This is a genomic window from Methanosphaerula subterraneus (assembly GCF_052055875.1).
Classification (GTDB): Archaea; Halobacteriota; Methanomicrobia; order Methanomicrobiales; family Methanospirillaceae; genus Methanosphaerula; species Methanosphaerula subterraneus.
This window is the reverse complement of sequence record NZ_CP170508.1, coordinates 2,269,921-2,286,907: the sequence shown is the minus strand read 5'-3', so window position 1 is coordinate 2,286,907 and position 16,987 is coordinate 2,269,921. Positions and strand designations below refer to the sequence as shown.

The window sequence follows — 16,987 nt, the reverse complement described above, 5'->3', positions numbered from 1 at the left end:
ATTTTAATAAAACAAAAATGGAAAAATATTGCTGAGATCTGAGTTCCGGCCCAGACCGATCAGGTCCGGAGCAGGTTGACCAGCACCGCCTTCTGGACATGGAGCCGGTTCTCGGCCTCATCCCAGACTGCGGACTGCGGGCCGTCCAGCACCTCGTCGGTGATCTCCTGGCCGCGGTGCGCAGGCAGGCAGTGCATCACAATCGCATCAGGGTCTGCCGACTTCAGCAGCCCCTCGTCGACCGTATACCCGGCGAAGGCCTTCACCCGCTGGGCCTGCTGGGTCTCATCGCCCATCGAGATCCAGGTGTCGGTGAAGATCACCTCGGCGTCCTTCACCGCCTCCTCCGGCGAGTTGAAGACCGCCACCTTGCCCCCGACCGTTCTCCCCCGGTCCACCACGGCAGGGTCAGGGCGGTACCCCTCGGGGGTGGCGATCCGGAGGTCCATCCCGGTTAGCCCGGAGGCCAGGATCAGGGAGTTGCAAACATTGTTTCCGTCCCCAACCCAGGCCACCCGGATCCCCTCGGTCGACCCGAAGTACTCCCGGATCGTGAAGATGTCGGCCAGCAGCTGGCAGGGGTGCTCCTTATCCGAGAGACCGTTGATCACCGGGATCGTCGCATGAGCGGCGAACTCCTCGATAGTGCTGTGCAGGAATGCCCGGATCATCACGCCCGAGACATACCGTGAGATGACGCGGGCCGTGTCCCGGACCTCCTCACCGCGGCCGAGCTGCATGTCCTTGTGGTTCAGGTGCAGGGCGTGACCGCCGAGATCGTTCATCCCGACCTCGAACGAGATCCTGGTCCTGGTCGACGGCTTCTCAAAGATCATCGCCAGGTTCTTCCCCGCTAAGACCGGGTGTTCCTTTCCCTCCTTTCGCAGCGCTTTCAGCGCCGCCGCGTCCTGCATGATCTGCTCAAGGTCCTCTGCCTCGAGATCAAGGATTGAGATAAGGTCTCTCTTCATCGAATCTCCCTCATATGGGCGCATCGCCGGGCCAGCAGCCCGTCAGTCCCGATATCTCTTCTGTGGTAGACAGGACCCTGCACCGCAGAGGCCGCCTGTTCTGCGGTCTCCTCGGCCTCCGCCAGGGTCTCTCCGATCCCGACGAATGCCAGTGTCCGCGAGGAGGAGGTGCAGAGTTGCCCATCCTTCTTGTCGACGTTCGCATAGAAGAGCCTGGCGTCTCCGTACGCTCCGATCGTGAACGGGGCACCGGTCATCGGAGCGGCCGGGTAGCCCTCGGGCACCAGGTACTTGCAGACCGTCGCCTTCTTCAAAAACGAGACCTGCGTGCTGTTCAGGGTGCCGTCGGCGATCCCAAAGACGACCTCTGACAGGTCTGAGTCGAGGAGCGAGAGGACGTTCATCGCCTCCGGATCCCCGAACCGGGCATTGAACTCGACGACCATCGGCCCCGTGGCCGTGGCCATGAACTGCCCGTACAGGATCCCCTTGTACGGGAGCCCCTCCTCTGCCATCGCCCCGACCACCTGCTCCATGATCGAGAGGGCGGAAGCGGAGTCCTGCCCGGTGACGAACGGGAGCCGGTGATCTGGCATCGAGTAAGCACCCATCCCGCCGGTGTTCGGCCCCAAGTCCCCTTCCAGGGCCCGTTTGTGATCCTGGACCAGCGGCATCGGGACCAGGTGTGTTCCGTCCACAAAGGCCATCAGTGTGAACTCCTCGCCGAGGAGCCGCTCCTCGATGACCACCTCGCCGGCCAGTTCCCGGACATAGGCGAGCGCACCCTCCCGGTCGACCTGCTCGCCCATCACCCGGACGCCCTTACCGCCGGTCAGCCCGATCGGCTTTACGACCAGGTCGCCGGGATAGTCCCTGACAAACCGGCAGGCTTCGGCAGTGTTATGGAAGACCCGGTACCCGGGTCGGCCCGGGATCTGGTGCTCCTCCATCAGATCCCGACAGAAGGCCTTATCGGTCTCGATCCTGGCTGCCGCCCGGGTCGGTCCGACGGCAGGGATGCCGGCCTCGTTCAGCTGGTCCACAATGCCTGCTTCAAGAGGGGCCTCCGGGCCGATCACGGCACCATCGATCCCCTGCTCACGGGCATACCTGACCACGGCCTCAACATCAGTCTCCCGGATCAGCTCCACCGCTGCCGCGAGATCGGCGATCCCTGGATTCAGCCGTCCCATCACTGCGTGGACAGCCACCTGACTGTTGCGGGCGAGTGCCCTGGTGATTGCATGCTCTCTGCCGCCACCACCCACAACCAGCATCTTCATAACCATGTATACGAACCCACGTTAGAAAAAACTGATTACAGGTCGAGGAGCTCGCTGACCCTGACCAGCGGCACCAGTTTCACGCCGACAGCGGCCAGGGCCTCGACGGCCCCCTGCTCACGATCCACCACGGTCATCACCGTCGTCACGCTGGCACCGGCTTCCCGGAGTTGCTCAACACCGTACAGAGCCGATCCCCCGGAAGTGGTCACATCCTCGACCAGCAGCACCTTTCTGCCCTTGATATCCCCGATGATCACCCCGGACTTGCCATGGTCCCTGGCAGCCTGCCGAACGATTGCGTACTCCTTGCCGGCAGCCAGCCCGGTGGCCACGGCCAGCGGAACCCCGCCGACGGCGACCCCTGCGACGACATCAAAGGAACCCCGCTCTGAGAACTCCTTTCCAACTCGTTCCAGAAGTTTAGGATGCGTCATCGCCGTCTTGATATCGATATAATACCTGCTGATGGCACCTGAAGCGAGGATGAAGTCCCCAAACTCGATGGCCCTGTACTCGATCAGCAGTTCTGTGATTGTCTTTTCATTCACCATGGTACATCCTTGACTCCTGTAGCATATCCGATCAAATTCGCGGCCCTATGGAGGAGCGGGGTTAAAAGCAGGATCCAGAAGACCACCGGAATGGTCAGGTGGACTGCAGCGAACCCAAAATCCCCGATCAGCAGCAGCAGCAGCGACCCTGCGACAAGGTCGTACTGGTCTGCGATGGGCCATGCAGCACCCCGTTCCTTACCGATCCGTCGCTTCACAAAACTCTTGACCATGTCTCCAGCCAGGGCCCCGACGGCCAGCAGCACCACCGAGAGTACCGTAAGCCGGGGGAGCCAGGCCAGGATCCCTGCGTCCTGCACAGAGACCTGGATCAGCCCGAGGAGAACCCCAGAGAGGACTCCACAGATCAGACCACGCCAGGTCTTGCCGTCGCCGAGCAGCCGCCGTCCATCGGACCATCGTCGTCCGCCGTCGATTGGGATTCCACCTCCAAAGAAGGCCGCTGCTGGATTCGGGAGATAGGCAGGGAGCATGAGCCAGAGCGCTGAAAGTAATGGTATGATAAGGTACTCGGTACTAATAATAGAGACTCCCGTGTTCAGTACTTAGGCGCAGATGTAAATATTAAGGTATCGAAACGAAGAGAGTATATACTGATTACAGAGAGTGCACCGGTGGACAGTTATGTTGGTTAAAAAGACAAAGAGCCTCTGCCCGGCATGCAAACGCGTGCTTGATGCCACCATTGTGGAAGAGGACAATAAGATCTGGCTGGAGAGGACCTGCCCCGACCACGGCTTCATCAGGAGCCTGTACTGGTCGGACAGCAGGATGTATCACCGTTTCCAGGAATATGAAACGGTGGGGACCGGGATAGACGGACCGGTCGCCCCCGGTGAATCTGACACCTGTCCCCAGAACTGCGGACTCTGTTCAGGTCATCATTCAGCCACTCTGCTTGCGAACATCGATGTGACCAACCGGTGCAACCTGAACTGCGACTTCTGTTTCGCCAATGCACGGGCCTGCGGGTTCATCTACGAGCCGACCTTCTCCGATATCGTCGGGATGATGAAGAACCTTCGGAACGAACGGCCGGTCCCCCCGCCGGCCGTGCAGTTCTCAGGCGGGGAACCGACGATGCGGGAGGATCTCCCCGACCTGATCCGCGAGGCGAAGGCCCTCGGGTTCTCCCAGGTGCAGATCGCCACCAACGGGATACGGCTCGCAAAGGATATCGCGCTGGTCCAGCAGTTGAAGGACGCAGGCCTCTCGACGATCTACCTCCACTTCGACGGCATATCGGAGGAGACAAACCCGATCCTCGCCACCAGCAGAAAGGCGGTCGACAACTGCGCCGAGGTCGGGATGGGCGTGGTACTGGTACCGACCGTGATCCGCGGCAGAAACGACCAGGAAGTCGGTGCGATCATCAGGTACGCCGCTGCGAACATCAAGGTGGTCAGGGGCGTGAACTTCCAGCCGGTCGCCTTCACCGGGGCGGCCAGCGCCGATGATGTGGCCAAGGAGCGTGTAACGATTCCAGACCTGACCGCCAACATCGAAGCCCAGACCGATGGTGCACTCAGGCAGGATGACTTCTACCCGATCCCCTGTGTGGCTCCGTTCACCCACCTGGTCGAGGAGTACACCGGCAGACCGCAGGTAGCCTTCACGGCCCACCAGCATTGCGGGGCGGCGACATACATATTTGTCAACGGGGACGAAATCGTGCCGGTGAACCGGATGATCGATGTCGAGAAGTTCCTCGAGTCCGTCGACCACATGGCCATGACCCTCGCAAAGGGCGGCTCGATCAGCAAGTACAGGGCCCTCCTCGAAGGGGTCAAGGATATCCATGCATCGCTCAAGAAAGGGGACTCCGGGAAGACCGGCGAGATCTGGCGGTTGATCGCGACCACGCTCATCAAGCAGAACTTCGACGCACTCCGCGAGTTCCACTGGAACGCCCTCTTCATCGGTACGATGCATTTTATGGACGACTACAACTACGATCTGGACCGGGTGCAGCGGTGCTGTATCCACTATGCAACCCCGGACGGGAGGATGATCCCCTTCTGCACCTACAACTCGGGGCCGGTCTATCGCGAACAGGTCTGGAAACAGTACGCCAGGCCGCTCCCCGAGAGACAGGCAACTCCATCAGGGACGGAGAAGGTCGCTACGGAAACGGCAGTTCTGTCCAGTGTCCCTCCGTCCTGAGGGCGACCTCGGCGATGGCCAGGTCCTGAATCGCAAGGCCAGTCGAGTCAAAGACCGTGATCTCCCGATCATCGGATCGTCCTATTTTACCGAGCACCACCGCGCCGATCGTCCCCCTGATCGCTTCAACCGAATAGGTATGCCGGCGGATCGGCACGTTCACCTCCCCTGAATGGACGGCCTGCGCCAGGTCGTCGACATAGACCGCGGCAGCATTCAGCAGGGCCGGATCGAGTTCCTCCTTGCCGGGTGCATCGGCGCCGATCGCATTGATATGCGTTCCCGGCCGGATCCACTCCCTCTGGATAATCGGGGTCGTCGAGGGGGTCGTGGTGACCAGGATGTCACAGTCGCAGACCTCGGCCAGCGGGAGAGCCCTCGCATGGAACCGGGGATAGGCCGCTGCAAAAGCGGCTGCATGCTCGGGCGAGCGGGACCATACCTTCACCTCCCAGATCGTCCGAACACAGGCCAGCGCCTCGAGCTGGGTCCCGGCCTGCATGCCGGCTCCGACCATCCCGACGACGACCGCATCTTCTCTGGCCAGGTAATGGGCGGCGACGGCCCCGGCTGCTCCAGTCCGAAGGTCTGTCAGCCTGGTCGCGTTCAGCAGGGCCCGTGGATACCCGGTGGCCGGATCGATCAGCACCAGCAGCGCCATCACCGTCGGCAGCCCGGCGGTGCGGTTCCCCGGGTGGACATTGACGATCTTTACCCCGGCCAGGTCCAGTGATGGGATGAAGGCCGGCATCGTGCGGAGGTCCCCCTGCGGGAAGGTGAGATAGATCTTGGGCGGCATCTGCACTTCCCCCCGTCCATGGGCGGCGAAGACCGCCTCGACCGCAGAGTTCACCGCCGTGAGATCTATCCCCTCCTCGGGATGGTCATAGTACTGCATATCAGTGACTGATCCCGCCCGAGTATTCAACATACCGGAGAAGAGGCAGTGCAGGATATCAGAATATTTACGATGAGACCGCCCACGCTGATAGAAGGTGCGCATGAGAAAAGAGATCTATGTCATCCATAAACCGACCGACACCCCGGGGGACAACTCCACGGCGATGGTCACCAGGGAACTTGATCGGAGGGGCGAACGCTGGCATCCCCTCGTCCTCTCCGAGGTCGACCCATTTCGGGACGGGATCGAGCAGGCGGTGATCTGGGTCTGTGGAATGGAACAGGAGAACCACCAGTTCGAGGTGCTGCAGGCGCTGGCCACCGGCAATCGGATCCTCAATACCCCGGAGGCGATCGCGACCTGTGCGAGCAAGGTACTGACCACCGCGCTGCTGGTCAGAGAGAATATCAGGACACCGGAGACCTTCTTCTCAGCCTCCAGACCGCAGGCTGCCGCGTTCATTGATTCACAGGAGAAGGTGGTCTACAAACCGGTGTACGGGTTCGACGGCAACGGAGTCAGGCTGATCACCTCCGAGGACCAGCTCGAAGAGGGGCCGTATTACCTGCAGGAGTATGTACCCAACGACCGGGACTTCCGGGTCTTTGTCATCGGGGGCGAGGCCGTCGGCGCGATCGAACGGCGATCGGACCACCTGACCCACAACATCCACCAGGGCGGAACAGCCCGGGCCGTGGAGGTGGACGAGGAGATGGCGGCAATAGCCATCGCTGCAACAGAGGCAGTGAAGGCAGACTATGCCGGCGTCGACCTGTTACTGGACAGGGACGGGTATACCGTCCTGGAGGTGAACGGCACCCCGAACTGGCACGGTATGACCGCCCCGATCCCGTCCCTGATCGCTGATCACCTGGTTGCAGCGGCCGGACTCACTCGCCGATGAACTGGAGCAGCTCGGCGCGGACGTAGGCTTCGACCTCTTCGAGGACGGGCTTCGTTCCGCGGAAGGCCAGCACCTCCCGCTCGTCGCCGTCCATATTCGCAAACGAGATCCGTTCGCGCCGGTCTGCCAGTTCTACATCGAATTTTTTCACGACATCGGTAATGATCGACCGCGGTACACCGGGGGGGATGATGATATCATACAGTTCTGCTTGTTCTTCCATGGGAAACCTACTTTCCAATCTTTATTCTCCGGGCGAGGATACAGGGCCCTCCGCGGACCCCGCCGACCGGGCACTTCGGGTGTCCGAGCGAGTTCATGCACCGGCCCATCAGCGCTGCCCCGCGGGCCAGCCCGTCATCGACGAAGACCAGATGGTCGTTCGGGTCATCGGCAAAGAGGTGCCGATCGATCAAACCCTGCAGGATATAGGCAGGCTTCTGCCCTGAAATCGCAGCCCTGCCCGTAAATCCGATCGAGGTGTTCGGAGGTACCATCTTCTGCTCCACCGCCACATCGACCAGCCGCAGGGCCATCTCGGCACATACGCGGTCCACGACATCAGTCAGCATCGGGAGGCCGTGCTCTCTGTATATCTCACCGCCAATCTCTTTAAGGATCCCGGTATCAGACCCGTTCTCGCCTAGGTCGCAGCCGATCATCGCGATCCCAGAGGCCGAGGCCACATCCGCCCTGACCGGCACCCGGCCGAAACGTGTCCTCTCCGGGGGAACGATCCTGATATCGATATGCTCGTGGATCTGCTTCACGTACTCGTCGACCTTCCCCCGCTTCAGCCGGAGGGCGAGGCTGCCGAGGGTCGACCGGTCACTGAAGAGGTCGAGGGCGGTCCCCCGTTTCTCCTCCACCAGGCCTGTCCCCCGGACGATCGCGTCCGGGATCGCACCTGCGAGACCACAGAAGTTACCAATCGTCTTTGCAAACGGGTTCTCATCTTCCGGGCTGACATCACCGGTGATCCGGCCGTCGAGGGTGGTCCCGAAATCCACAGAGACACAGGGGTTCCGGAAGTCCACGGAGGTCCACTTGGCCCCCTCCTTGATTCCGGCCATTGCGAGTTCCCCCTCCATCTCGTTGGCAACCATCTCCACCCCGGTGGCGCCGACCGGCGGAAGCACCCCGGCCACGGCACCGACAAAGACCACTTTGTCTGCGTAGGAGAACGGCTGCAACCGCCTTGGGAGATTGCCCTTGCCCATCGGCGGGGTCATCTTTCTCGGCGGGACGCCGGCCTCCAGGCAGCCGTTGGCCAGCGCGATGACAAAGTCCCCGACCTGGTCAGGCGAGTCCATCGCAGCCACCACCCCGGTCGACCTGACCACAAAGTCGAGATCGTCCTGGATCGAGAGGTTCACCTCCTTATGGCATTCGATCAGGGTATCCCGGACCAGTTCTGTCACCGACTCACGGGTCAGTTCAGTTCCGTCCAGGGTCGCACCGAAGACCACCTCGCCGGGCTTCGGAGGACGGACATCCCGGCTCATCTTGACCGTTTTGTTGATCACATAACTGCGACCGGTCTCGAGGTTCGTCCCGGTCAGGATGCACTTGGTGGTGGTGTTCCCCATCTCAACAGAAGCCACAATAAAATACGGTTTCACCTTGTATTCAGGCATCACACTACCTGCACCATGCGAGATCGAAGGGGGCGGAGGACTCTCGACGATATGAGGTACAGGCCCGAAAAAGCGTTCCATAAACCGGGCGCACATACTATTCAGTACTTTGTGCGCCGGATTATACCTTTCGCTTATACCATGTGATGATTAAAAAAAAAAGAGTGAAGACTGGTCGTTCAGTTCTTGGCAACCGTCTTGTTGACGGTGGCCGGGGCCGAGATGGTCCCGACGCTGCTGACAGACTCGAATCCGACCGGGGTCACCACGGTAACGGTGGTGGACTGGTTTGTTGACCCGGTGCTGACGGTCTTGACCGCGGTCGTGGTGTTTGCAACACCGGACGTGGTTGTGTTGGCGACGACGGTCTTATTGGTCGAGGTGTTCACAGCCGGGGTCACGGTGGTGGTCCCAAGGGTGGTCTTGGTGCTGTTTCCAGCAGAGGTGGTGACCTGAGCAGCGGCTGAGGAGGTGCTGGTCTTCACGGTGGTGCTGTTTGCCGGAGTTGCAGCCTTGGTTGTGTTCTGGGCTGCAACAGTCGAGGCTGCTGATGACGATGCCGTGGTCTGCGTGTGCACCGCGGAGTCTACAGAGGTGGTTGTCTTGTTGGTGGAGGTGTTGCTGACGCACCCTGCAACCAGCAGAACACAGGCGAGCATTGCGATTGTTCCAATGAGTAACAGCTTTCTTGACATAGATGACGTTCCTGTCCATTTTTCTGCGGCCCAGTTCTCGAGATTGAGATGGCTGGTTGATCATCCTGATCCCGCTTCACAGTCCTCTGCAGGTTGCAGAGTTTGCCTGATAAAATCGACGTCTGACTATTTAATTATGTATTATTCTGGGGTATCAGCTGTGGAAAGACCTCAGGGACAGGTTCGGGACCGGACCGGAGCGTCCCGGCGAAGATCGGCCCTGACCGGGAATCATCCAAAGGGTAAATATATAAAAGAAGATCATTGGTAAGAAATCGACAGGAGATCTGTCCCTCATATGCATATGATACGGAGCATCTTCGATCTGGCGGGAATTCACAGGATCGGGCCAATAGGACTGATCATCATCCTTGCCCTGCTGATGCAGGGTGCCGCCGCCGCCTCGATACTGGTCGCGGCGTCCGACAGCAGTGACGCGGTACGGAACGCCGCCGATTACCGTTGTGACGGGACCGGCGACCAGGTCCAGATCAATGACGCCCTCGACCGGATCGCCGGCTCGGGCGGGGTCGTGAACCTCGCGGCCGGCACATTCCACGGTAACGGAGTCATCTACGTCCCCGGGCGGGTCACGCTCGTCGGCCAGGGGGAGGGAAGCACCACCATCGAACTGCTCAATTCCGCGGATACCGACCTCCCGATCGAGGTCAAATCCCCTGACGTCAGCCTCTCCTCGTTCACCCTCCGCGGTACCGGTTATATCAAGATCACGACCGGCCAGGTAACAGTGACAGATGTGGCCGCGACCAATGTCGGCACCAATGGTCACCGCTACCCTGCCGGCGGCAACGGGATATTCTTCATCTGGGCCGACGGAACGCACAACATCGAGGACGTCTCCTTCATCAACTGCAGGGCTGTGAACTGCAACACTCACGGGTTCAACCTGAACGCAAAGGGTACGGCCCCAAAGGAGACCAGGAACATCCGGTTCATCAACTGTCAGGCGACACGCTGTGGATTCGGGGACGAGTCGCGGGACACCGATATCACCGGTTTCGACCTTCAGGAGGAGAACGATGTCTACGATATCCAGCTGATCGGGTGCATCGCCGATGACAACTGGGAGTCCGGGTTCCACTTCGAGCCCGGCGAGGACGAGACCCCCCCGACCGTCAAGCAGGGGATCGTGATCCGCGATTGCATCAGCCGGAACAACGGGCAGCGGAACACGCTGACCTATCCGTACCACACCTTCATGGCTGGCTTCTTCGTCCACCGGAACGCGGTGCTGACCAACTGCAGGGCGATCAACAACCGGAACGCCGGCTACTTCGTCCAGGGCGGGAGGAATATCGTCTTCAACGACTGCACCGACGACGGATCCTCGTACGGCTGGAAGATCGTGAAATGGAGCTCAGGGGTCACGCTGAACGACTGCAGGGCCTCCGACAACAAAATCTGGGCGATCTGGTCGGCGTTCGCCGATCATGTCACCCTGAACCGGTTCGTGCAGGACAACGCCGGCGGCCTCGACGGGTACCAGTCGATGCTCGGCTGGTACTATGGCGAGCCCGCCTACGAGCATCCGGTCGACGACTCGTACTTCGATATCACCGCCTACGGCAACCATGCGCTCCCGATCCTGAATGTCAACGGGACCGGGAACACCTACCTCCTCCGGTGGGGGGACTGGCCGGGCCAGAACGGCACCGCCCCGCCACAGGTATCCCCCGCCCAGCCGAATGCCTCCTTCATCGCCTCACCCTCGACCGGGTTCGCCCCGCTCCAGGTCCGGTTCACCGACACCTCCACCGGGGTGCCAACCGACTGGTTCTGGGATTTCGGCGACGGGAGCACGTCTGGCGAGCAGAACCCGGCCCATACCTATACCCAGAACGGGCTCTGGACAGTCACCCTCCATGTCGGCAACGCCTTCGGGGACGCGAGCACGCAGCAGACCGTGGGCGTCGGGACGAATCCGCATGCAGGGTTCACGACCAGCGACAACCGGGTGATGGATGCCGGTGGAACGGTCCACTTCATCGATACCTCCACCGGCCACCCGGACCGCTGGTTCTGGGATTTCGGGGATCTGACCACCTCGACTGACCAGAACCCGATCCACCGGTTCATGACCGCCGGGGTCTTCGCGGTGAAGCTGATCGCCACATATGGGGCCGGAACCGACACCGAGGTGAAGAGCAGGTACATCACCGTCTACCCGGTCGCGCAGATGGGCGTCGATCTGAGCGATGGAGCAGCACCGATGACCGTCCACTTCACCGACCGGTCGTACGGCTCACCCTCGTCACGCCTCTGGGACTTCGGGGACGGGTCCACCTCGATCGAGCAGAACCCGATCCACACCTACCCCTTTGGCGGCACCTATACGGTGACCCTGACTGTGGAGGGGGTGAACGGTGAACCAATCGACCGAGCCGCCGCCACCCTTTCGGTGACCGGCGCACCATCGGCCAGTTTCACGGCCACGCCGGCCGGCACCGCCCCGCCTGTGACGGTCACGTTCCAGGACCGGTCGATCGGGCAGATCGATCGCTGGCACTGGGTGTTCGGAGACGGAGCGACCGCCGACCAGCAGAACCCAACTCACACCTACGCAACCGGTGGAACCTACACGGTGACGCTGACAACGAGCAACCGCTTCGGGAGCAGCAGTACAACGCTGCAGGTCAATGCAGGCGACCCGCCCTACACCCCGGTCCCGGGGGTCATCCCACTCCCTGAACAGAGCGCACCGCCGACAGACCCGCATCGAGAGCGGCTGTACAAGGATCTGAACGGAAACGGGGCGATCGACTTCGATGACGTGGTGCTGTACTTCAATGATATGGACTGGATTAGCGAGAATGAGCCGACATCTGCCTTTGATTTCAATTCAAACGGAGAGATCGACTTTAATGACGTCGTCCTCCTCTTCAACCAGCTCTGATCGATCAGAGCAGATCCTTTTTTATACCCTGCCGCTGAGAATCTGACATCGCAGGTGTCCGGATTGTGACGTATCTATGTTTGATCACGGGCATACAGGGGCTATAACCTGATGAAAGCGCAGACAAAATGCATGCGTTTGCAGCGTCATATCCTGACCATGATCGCCTCGTCCCCGGGGTGTACATTTCAGGATATCGTTGCAGCATACAACGGTATTCACCAATCAGAGGAGATCAGATACTCGCTCCGCTGGCTTGAGCGGCGGGGGGCAGTGCAGGTACAGCAGAACGCAACATCGATCCGCTGCTATCCCACCGGCAAGGTCTGGTCAGGGATGATCACGGTCTGAGCAGCATCTTCTTTTTCGACAGAAAGCCTTCACCTGGATACACCAGGTTTCTTTTTACCAATTGTCACCTGCACCGTCACCGCCCAGCCAGCCCCATCAACCGGAGAGATTTCAGTCGAAGAGGGCGGTCCCCCCGGCAGGGGCAGGTAATCTCCGTCGCGTTTATCTTCGACCTCTGCATAGTAGTCTCTATGCACAATCGGTACATGCCGGGGGGGCTGGAAGTGCTGCTCGTCCTGCTGCTGTTCGGGTGCAGCATTCAGGTCGTGGCGGCGGCGGAAACGTATCAGTTCGTGGCGCAGTGGGGGACCGGTGGCTCAGCGGACGGGCAGTTCAAATCCCCCTATGGGGTCGCGCTCGACGGTGCGGATACCGTCTACGTCACCGACGAGCATCTCGATCGTGTCCAGATATTCAACACCACCGGCGGTTTTGTCGCCACCTGGGGTACCCACGGCTTTGGGGACGGACTGCTCTGGAACCCCCAGGGAATCACAGTCGACAGGGCGGGGAACGTCTATGTCGTCAACAACTGGAACGACTGGGTCCAGAAGTTCACATCGGCCGGCACCTTCCTGACGAGATGGGGGACCGGGGGATCAGGGGACGGACAGCTCAAATCCCCCTCAGGGGTGGCGGTCGACAGTGCGGGCAATGTCTACGTCGCCGACATGTACAACTACCGGGTTCAGAAGTTCACTTCGACCGGCACCTTCCTTGCACAGTGGGGAACCGAGGGCCGGGGGGACGGACAGTTTGATTACCCCACCGGGATCGCGGTCGACGATGCGAATAACGTCTACGTCGTCGACTCGTACAACAACCGGGTCCAGAAGTTCACCTCAACCGGCACCTTCCTGACGAAGTGGGGGACCGAGGGCACCGGCGACGGACAGTTCGCCGATTTCCCCGAAGGGATCGCGGTTGACAGGATGGGCAATGTCTATGTCGCCGACACCGGCAACGACAGAATTGAGAAGTTCACCTCGAACGGCGCCTTCATCACCCAGTGGGGGACCAGCGGCGCAGGGAACGGACAGTTCGATTCCCCCTCCGGGGTCGCAGTCGACAGTGCAGGCAACGTCTTTGTCACCGATACCGGCAACCACCGTCTCCAGAAGTTTGCTTCTGCAACGCCGACCCCAACACCGACCGAGGTTCCAACCGTGGTCGTACCGACCACCGCTCCAACCGGCATTCCGACCGTGATCGTGCCGACCACCACCGTCACCCCGACACCGGCGTTCCGGTTCACTCCTTCCTCGGTCACCATCCCGCGCGGGTCGACGAACACGACCACGCTCTCCCTCGATAGTCACAACGGCACCTCGGGCTACAGCGTAACGCTCGGTCTCACACTGCTCGACCCGACGATCGGCGAGATCGTCGGCGTCTCCCTCCCGGGATGGACAATGGCGGAGAATCTGACGCTCCCCTCCGATACCGTCTGGTTGACCACGCTCGATACGGCCGGCCTCGGTGAACCCGGAAGTTCAGGCGCCAGGATCGGGACGATCACCATCAGGGGTGACCAGGCAGGCCGGACCGCCCTCGATATCGTTCAGGCTGAGGTCAGCGATGACAGCGGGCATCCGATCGCACCCCAACTCACCGCGTGTTCGATCGGGGTGACGGTGCCGGTCATCCCGCTCCCCGGGATCTCCTCCTCTCCGAATGACCTGAACGGAGACGGCCTCTACGAAGATATCAACGGCAACGGGGTGCTCGACTTCGATGACGTGGTCCTGTACTTCAACCAGATGGACTGGATCGGTGAGAACGAGCCGGTCGCCGGCTTCGACTTCAACGGGAACGGTCAGGTCGACTTCAATGATGTGGTCAGCCTCTTCAACCAGGTCTGACCTCGTCTTCCCGAAATCCGGATCCGTGATTGAACAAAAAAGATTGGATACGTGAGCGAGGGGTCCGGTCCTACCGGTGCGCAAAGTAGGCTGTGACCCCGGCCGATGTGACCGCGTCGATCCGGGCGAAACCGACCCGCTCGAACTGGACGACGGTCCCCTGCTTCTGCCTGACCCCTGGTTCGCAGTACCCGGTCAGGTCCCCCTGCTGCTGGTGGAGCCGGCATGGAACCTTCGCCTCTGCCGGCAGCCACTGGATGATCGGGGCTTTGGCTGCCCGTGCTGCGGCCAGGTCGTGACCGGCATAGGCGAGGTGCGGAACCCCGTCCTCGAAGGTGATACTGACATTAAAGAGGTCCTTGAGCCTGAGCATCCTGACCCCTTCCCTGATCTCGGCTGCCGGCACTACGACCGTCCCATTGAAGGCGAGAGAGCGGGTGCCCCGCGCCGGGTCGTTCGGGTACAGCGCCGCCTCGGCGACCGTCGCCGGAGCGCCTTCGATCGGCAGCACCACAGGGTCAGGGACGAAGAAGTACCGGTCGGCGATCTGGTCGATGACGGCCTTGTTCTCGGCGTACAGGTTCTCCCATGAGAACGAGATATCGGTATCCCCGGTCCCGATGGCTACCATCGCGTTCCTGACCGCTTCGGCGGTGATCCCCCGCCTGGCCAGGGCACGGAGCGTCCCGAGCCGGATATCGTCCCAGCCCGAGTAGGTGCCGGCGTCGATCCCGGCGTGCATCTCCGAGGTGGAGAGGACGACCCCCTCGATCCCCATCCTCCCGTAGTGGATGTACTCCGGCACCGTCCACCCGAAGTAGTCATAGATATACCGCTGACGCCCGGTGTTCGCGATGTGGTCCTTGCCCCGGATCACATGCGTGATCCCGAGCAGATGATCGTCGACCGCCACCGTGAAGTTCATCAGCGGGTAGACCGTCGCCTCGATCCGTGGGTGGAGGGTCGAGGTGAGCACCCGGAAGATCGGGTAGTCGCGCATCGCCGGGTCGGGATGTTCCAGGTCAGCCTTCACCCGGAGGCTCACCTCGCCCTCGGCAAACTCCCCGGCAAGCATCTGCTCCCAGAGCCGAAGGTTCTCCTCGACGGTCTGTCCCCGGCACGGGCAGGGCTTCTTCGCCTGCCGCAGTTCCCTGAACCGGTCGTTGTCACAGGTGCAGACATAGGCACCGCCGAGTTCGATCAGCTTCGCTGCATACTGATAGTACTGGTCGAACCGGTCGCTCTGGTAGACGATCTCGGTGATGCCGAGGTTCATCCACGCGATATCCTCCTGGACCATCTGGTAGGCAGCCGGGTCGACCCTCTTCGGGTCGGTGTCCTCGATCCTGAGGATGTACCGCCCGCCGTACCGCTTCAGGTAGGCGTCGTTCAGCATCGCAGCCCGGGCATGACCGAGGTGGAGAGGCCCGCTCGGGTTCGGTGCAAACCGCATCACGACCCCGTGCTCCGCGTTCTTCAGCGGCGGGAGTTCCCCCTTCTTACTCGCCTGCTTCTCAGGGACGATCAGCATATCTGGGGCGATCGCTTCGAGGGTCGCGAGCCGCTCCTCAGGTGAGAGGGCGGCCACCTCCGCGATCACCGCACCGACCAGGGCCGAAACCTCCTTCGCCCTCGAGCGGAGTTCGGGGTGCTTGCCCATCACTGCACCGACGATCGCCCCGGCCTTCGGAGCATCGCCGTGCCTGACCGCGTTCTGCAGGGCATACGCTCGCAGCAGTTGCAGCAGATCCTCGGTCATCCTCAGTAGCCCCGCTCTACAAAGAAGGTACCGATGGTGATCAGCAGGTCCTTCTGCTCGGACGGCTTGAGGATGGCCAGCACCTTCGCTGCCGAGGTGACCAGTTCCTCAGCGGTGGCCTTCACCTCGCCGATCACACCGATCTGGGTGAGCTGCTGGATCAGGTCATCGATCTCGGCTTCGCTCAGCCGGCGCCGGTACGGTGCCAGGTCGAACCCGTGCTCCCGTGCCTTGATGTTGATCAAGGTCTGTTTCCCCTCCCTGATATCGGAGGCCCGGTCCTTCCCGCTCTTCTCCGGGGATGCGAGCAGGTCGATCAGGTCGTCCTGGATCTGGAAGGCCACCCCGATGTTCATCCCGTATCGGAAGAGCGCATCGATCTGCGGCTGGGACCCGCCGGCCAGCACCCCGCCGATCGCAGCCGAGGCTGCGTACAGGGCACCGGTCTTCTTCCCGACCATCTCCAGGTACTCCTCCTCGCTCACATCATCCCGATCTTCAAAGGCCATGTCCAGGTGCTGGCCTGCACAGATCTCCTCGCAGGTGATCGCGAGCATCGAGACCGCCCGGAGTTTGGCTGCGTCTGCTGTCAGTGCCTGGCAGATGAACTCGAATGCACGGGCATAGAGGACATCCCCGGCCAGGATCGCGGTCGGTTCGTCCCACTTCTTGTTGACTGTCGGGACTCCGCGGCGGACCTCGTCCCCGTCCATGATGTCGTCATGGATCAGCGTGAATGAATGGGTCAGTTCAAGCGCAATGGCGGCCGGCATCAGGTCATCAGACGACCCTCTCCTGACCGCGTCGGCGGCCAGCATCATCACGGCTGGACGGAGCCGTTTACCACCTGCAGTCAGCAGGTGCGCACTCGCCTTGTTCAGTTCTCCGACAGGGGCCCCGAAGTACCGATCGATCAGCCGATCGACCTGCTCTTCGACCTTTTCAAGATACTCGATTAACTCCATAGCACAC

The 16,987-nt window shown here is 61.3% G+C and carries 15 protein-coding genes; 5 read left to right on the top strand and 10 right to left on the bottom strand.

The genetic code is table 11. The annotated features are described in order from the left end of the window. Nucleotides 1-59 precede the first annotated feature (59 nt). Genes argF through ACFKSJ_RS11215 form a run of 4 tightly spaced genes read right to left on the bottom strand, consistent with a single transcriptional unit; the run spans nucleotide 60 to nucleotide 3,302 of the window. A complete protein-coding gene (gene argF, locus ACFKSJ_RS11230; RefSeq protein ID WP_440949886.1) occupies nucleotides 60-971 on the bottom strand; it encodes an ornithine carbamoyltransferase in 912 nt (303 codons plus the stop codon). Then, the gene (gene purD / locus ACFKSJ_RS11225) at nucleotides 968-2,260 is read right to left on the bottom strand and encodes a phosphoribosylamine--glycine ligase (protein WP_440949885.1); all 1,293 of its coding nucleotides are present in this window, start codon (nucleotides 2,258-2,260) and stop codon (nucleotides 968-970) included. Before purD ends, argF begins: the two co-directional genes overlap by 4 nt. 29 nt (nucleotides 2,261-2,289) lie before the next feature. Then, nucleotides 2,290-2,808, bottom strand: coding sequence for an orotate phosphoribosyltransferase (gene pyrE / locus ACFKSJ_RS11220; RefSeq protein WP_440949884.1), 519 nt, complete (start codon nucleotides 2,806-2,808; stop codon nucleotides 2,290-2,292). Then, the gene (locus ACFKSJ_RS11215) at nucleotides 2,802-3,302 is read right to left on the bottom strand and encodes a CDP-2,3-bis-(O-geranylgeranyl)-sn-glycerol synthase (RefSeq protein WP_440949883.1); all 501 of its coding nucleotides are present in this window, start codon (nucleotides 3,300-3,302) and stop codon (nucleotides 2,802-2,804) included. Before ACFKSJ_RS11215 ends, pyrE begins: the two co-directional genes overlap by 7 nt. Nucleotides 3,303-3,453: 151 nt before the next feature. Between ACFKSJ_RS11215 and tes the strand changes: the two genes are divergently transcribed. Further along, on the top strand, nucleotides 3,454-4,992 hold the full coding sequence (tes, locus tag ACFKSJ_RS11210) for a tetraether lipid synthase Tes (RefSeq protein WP_440949882.1): 1,539 nt from the start codon (nucleotides 3,454-3,456) through the stop codon (nucleotides 4,990-4,992). On the opposite strand, the gene ACFKSJ_RS11205 is transcribed toward tes, so the two are convergent. Beyond that, on the bottom strand, nucleotides 4,952-5,923 hold the full coding sequence (locus ACFKSJ_RS11205; RefSeq protein ID WP_440949881.1) for an ornithine cyclodeaminase family protein: 972 nt from the start codon (nucleotides 5,921-5,923) through the stop codon (nucleotides 4,952-4,954). The two genes, tes and ACFKSJ_RS11205, sit on opposite strands and share 41 nt — an antisense overlap. A 70-nt stretch (nucleotides 5,924-5,993) precedes the next feature. On the opposite strand from ACFKSJ_RS11205, the gene ACFKSJ_RS11200 reads away from it, so the two are divergent. Continuing rightward, nucleotides 5,994-6,797: an ATP-grasp domain-containing protein gene (locus ACFKSJ_RS11200; RefSeq protein ID WP_440949880.1), complete on the top strand. Its 804-nt coding sequence runs from the start codon at nucleotides 5,994-5,996 to the stop codon at nucleotides 6,795-6,797. Here ACFKSJ_RS11200 and ACFKSJ_RS11195 read toward each other — a convergent pair. From ACFKSJ_RS11195 to ACFKSJ_RS11185, 3 genes are all read right to left on the bottom strand, one after another. Beyond that, nucleotides 6,784-7,020, bottom strand: coding sequence for a hypothetical protein (locus tag ACFKSJ_RS11195; protein ID WP_440949879.1), 237 nt, complete (start codon nucleotides 7,018-7,020; stop codon nucleotides 6,784-6,786). The genes ACFKSJ_RS11200 and ACFKSJ_RS11195 overlap by 14 nt on opposite strands. Before the next feature lie 7 nt (nucleotides 7,021-7,027). Continuing rightward, nucleotides 7,028-8,530 (bottom strand): methanogenesis marker 14 protein, encoded by a 1,503-nt coding sequence (locus tag ACFKSJ_RS11190; protein WP_440949878.1) that lies wholly within the window; start codon nucleotides 8,528-8,530, stop codon nucleotides 7,028-7,030. Between the two features lie 83 nt (nucleotides 8,531-8,613). Beyond that, entirely contained in the window at nucleotides 8,614-9,129 is a 516-nt protein-coding gene (locus tag ACFKSJ_RS11185) for a hypothetical protein (RefSeq protein ID WP_440949877.1), read from the bottom strand. 298 nt (nucleotides 9,130-9,427) lie between these two features. On the opposite strand from ACFKSJ_RS11185, the gene ACFKSJ_RS11180 reads away from it, so the two are divergent. From ACFKSJ_RS11180 to ACFKSJ_RS11170, 3 genes are all read left to right on the top strand, one after another. Continuing rightward, nucleotides 9,428-12,043: a PKD domain-containing protein gene (locus ACFKSJ_RS11180; protein WP_440949876.1), complete on the top strand. Its 2,616-nt coding sequence runs from the start codon at nucleotides 9,428-9,430 to the stop codon at nucleotides 12,041-12,043. Between the two features lie 111 nt (nucleotides 12,044-12,154). Next, complete coding sequence (locus ACFKSJ_RS11175) at nucleotides 12,155-12,394, top strand: hypothetical protein (protein WP_440949875.1); 240 nt, start codon at nucleotides 12,155-12,157, stop codon at nucleotides 12,392-12,394. Nucleotides 12,395-12,585: 191 nt separating this feature from the next. Continuing rightward, on the top strand, nucleotides 12,586-14,256 hold the full coding sequence (locus tag ACFKSJ_RS11170; protein ID WP_440949874.1) for a 6-bladed beta-propeller: 1,671 nt from the start codon (nucleotides 12,586-12,588) through the stop codon (nucleotides 14,254-14,256). A 70-nt stretch (nucleotides 14,257-14,326) separates the two neighbouring features. Here ACFKSJ_RS11170 and ACFKSJ_RS11165 read toward each other — a convergent pair whose 3' ends face one another. Both ACFKSJ_RS11165 and ACFKSJ_RS11160 read right to left on the bottom strand, forming a co-directional pair. Further along, complete coding sequence (locus ACFKSJ_RS11165) at nucleotides 14,327-16,015, bottom strand: glutamate--tRNA ligase (RefSeq protein WP_440949873.1); 1,689 nt, start codon at nucleotides 16,013-16,015, stop codon at nucleotides 14,327-14,329. 2 nt (nucleotides 16,016-16,017) lie between these two features. Then, the gene (locus ACFKSJ_RS11160) at nucleotides 16,018-16,980 is read right to left on the bottom strand and encodes a polyprenyl synthetase family protein (RefSeq protein WP_440949872.1); all 963 of its coding nucleotides are present in this window, start codon (nucleotides 16,978-16,980) and stop codon (nucleotides 16,018-16,020) included. Between the last annotated feature and the right edge of the window lie 7 nt (nucleotides 16,981-16,987).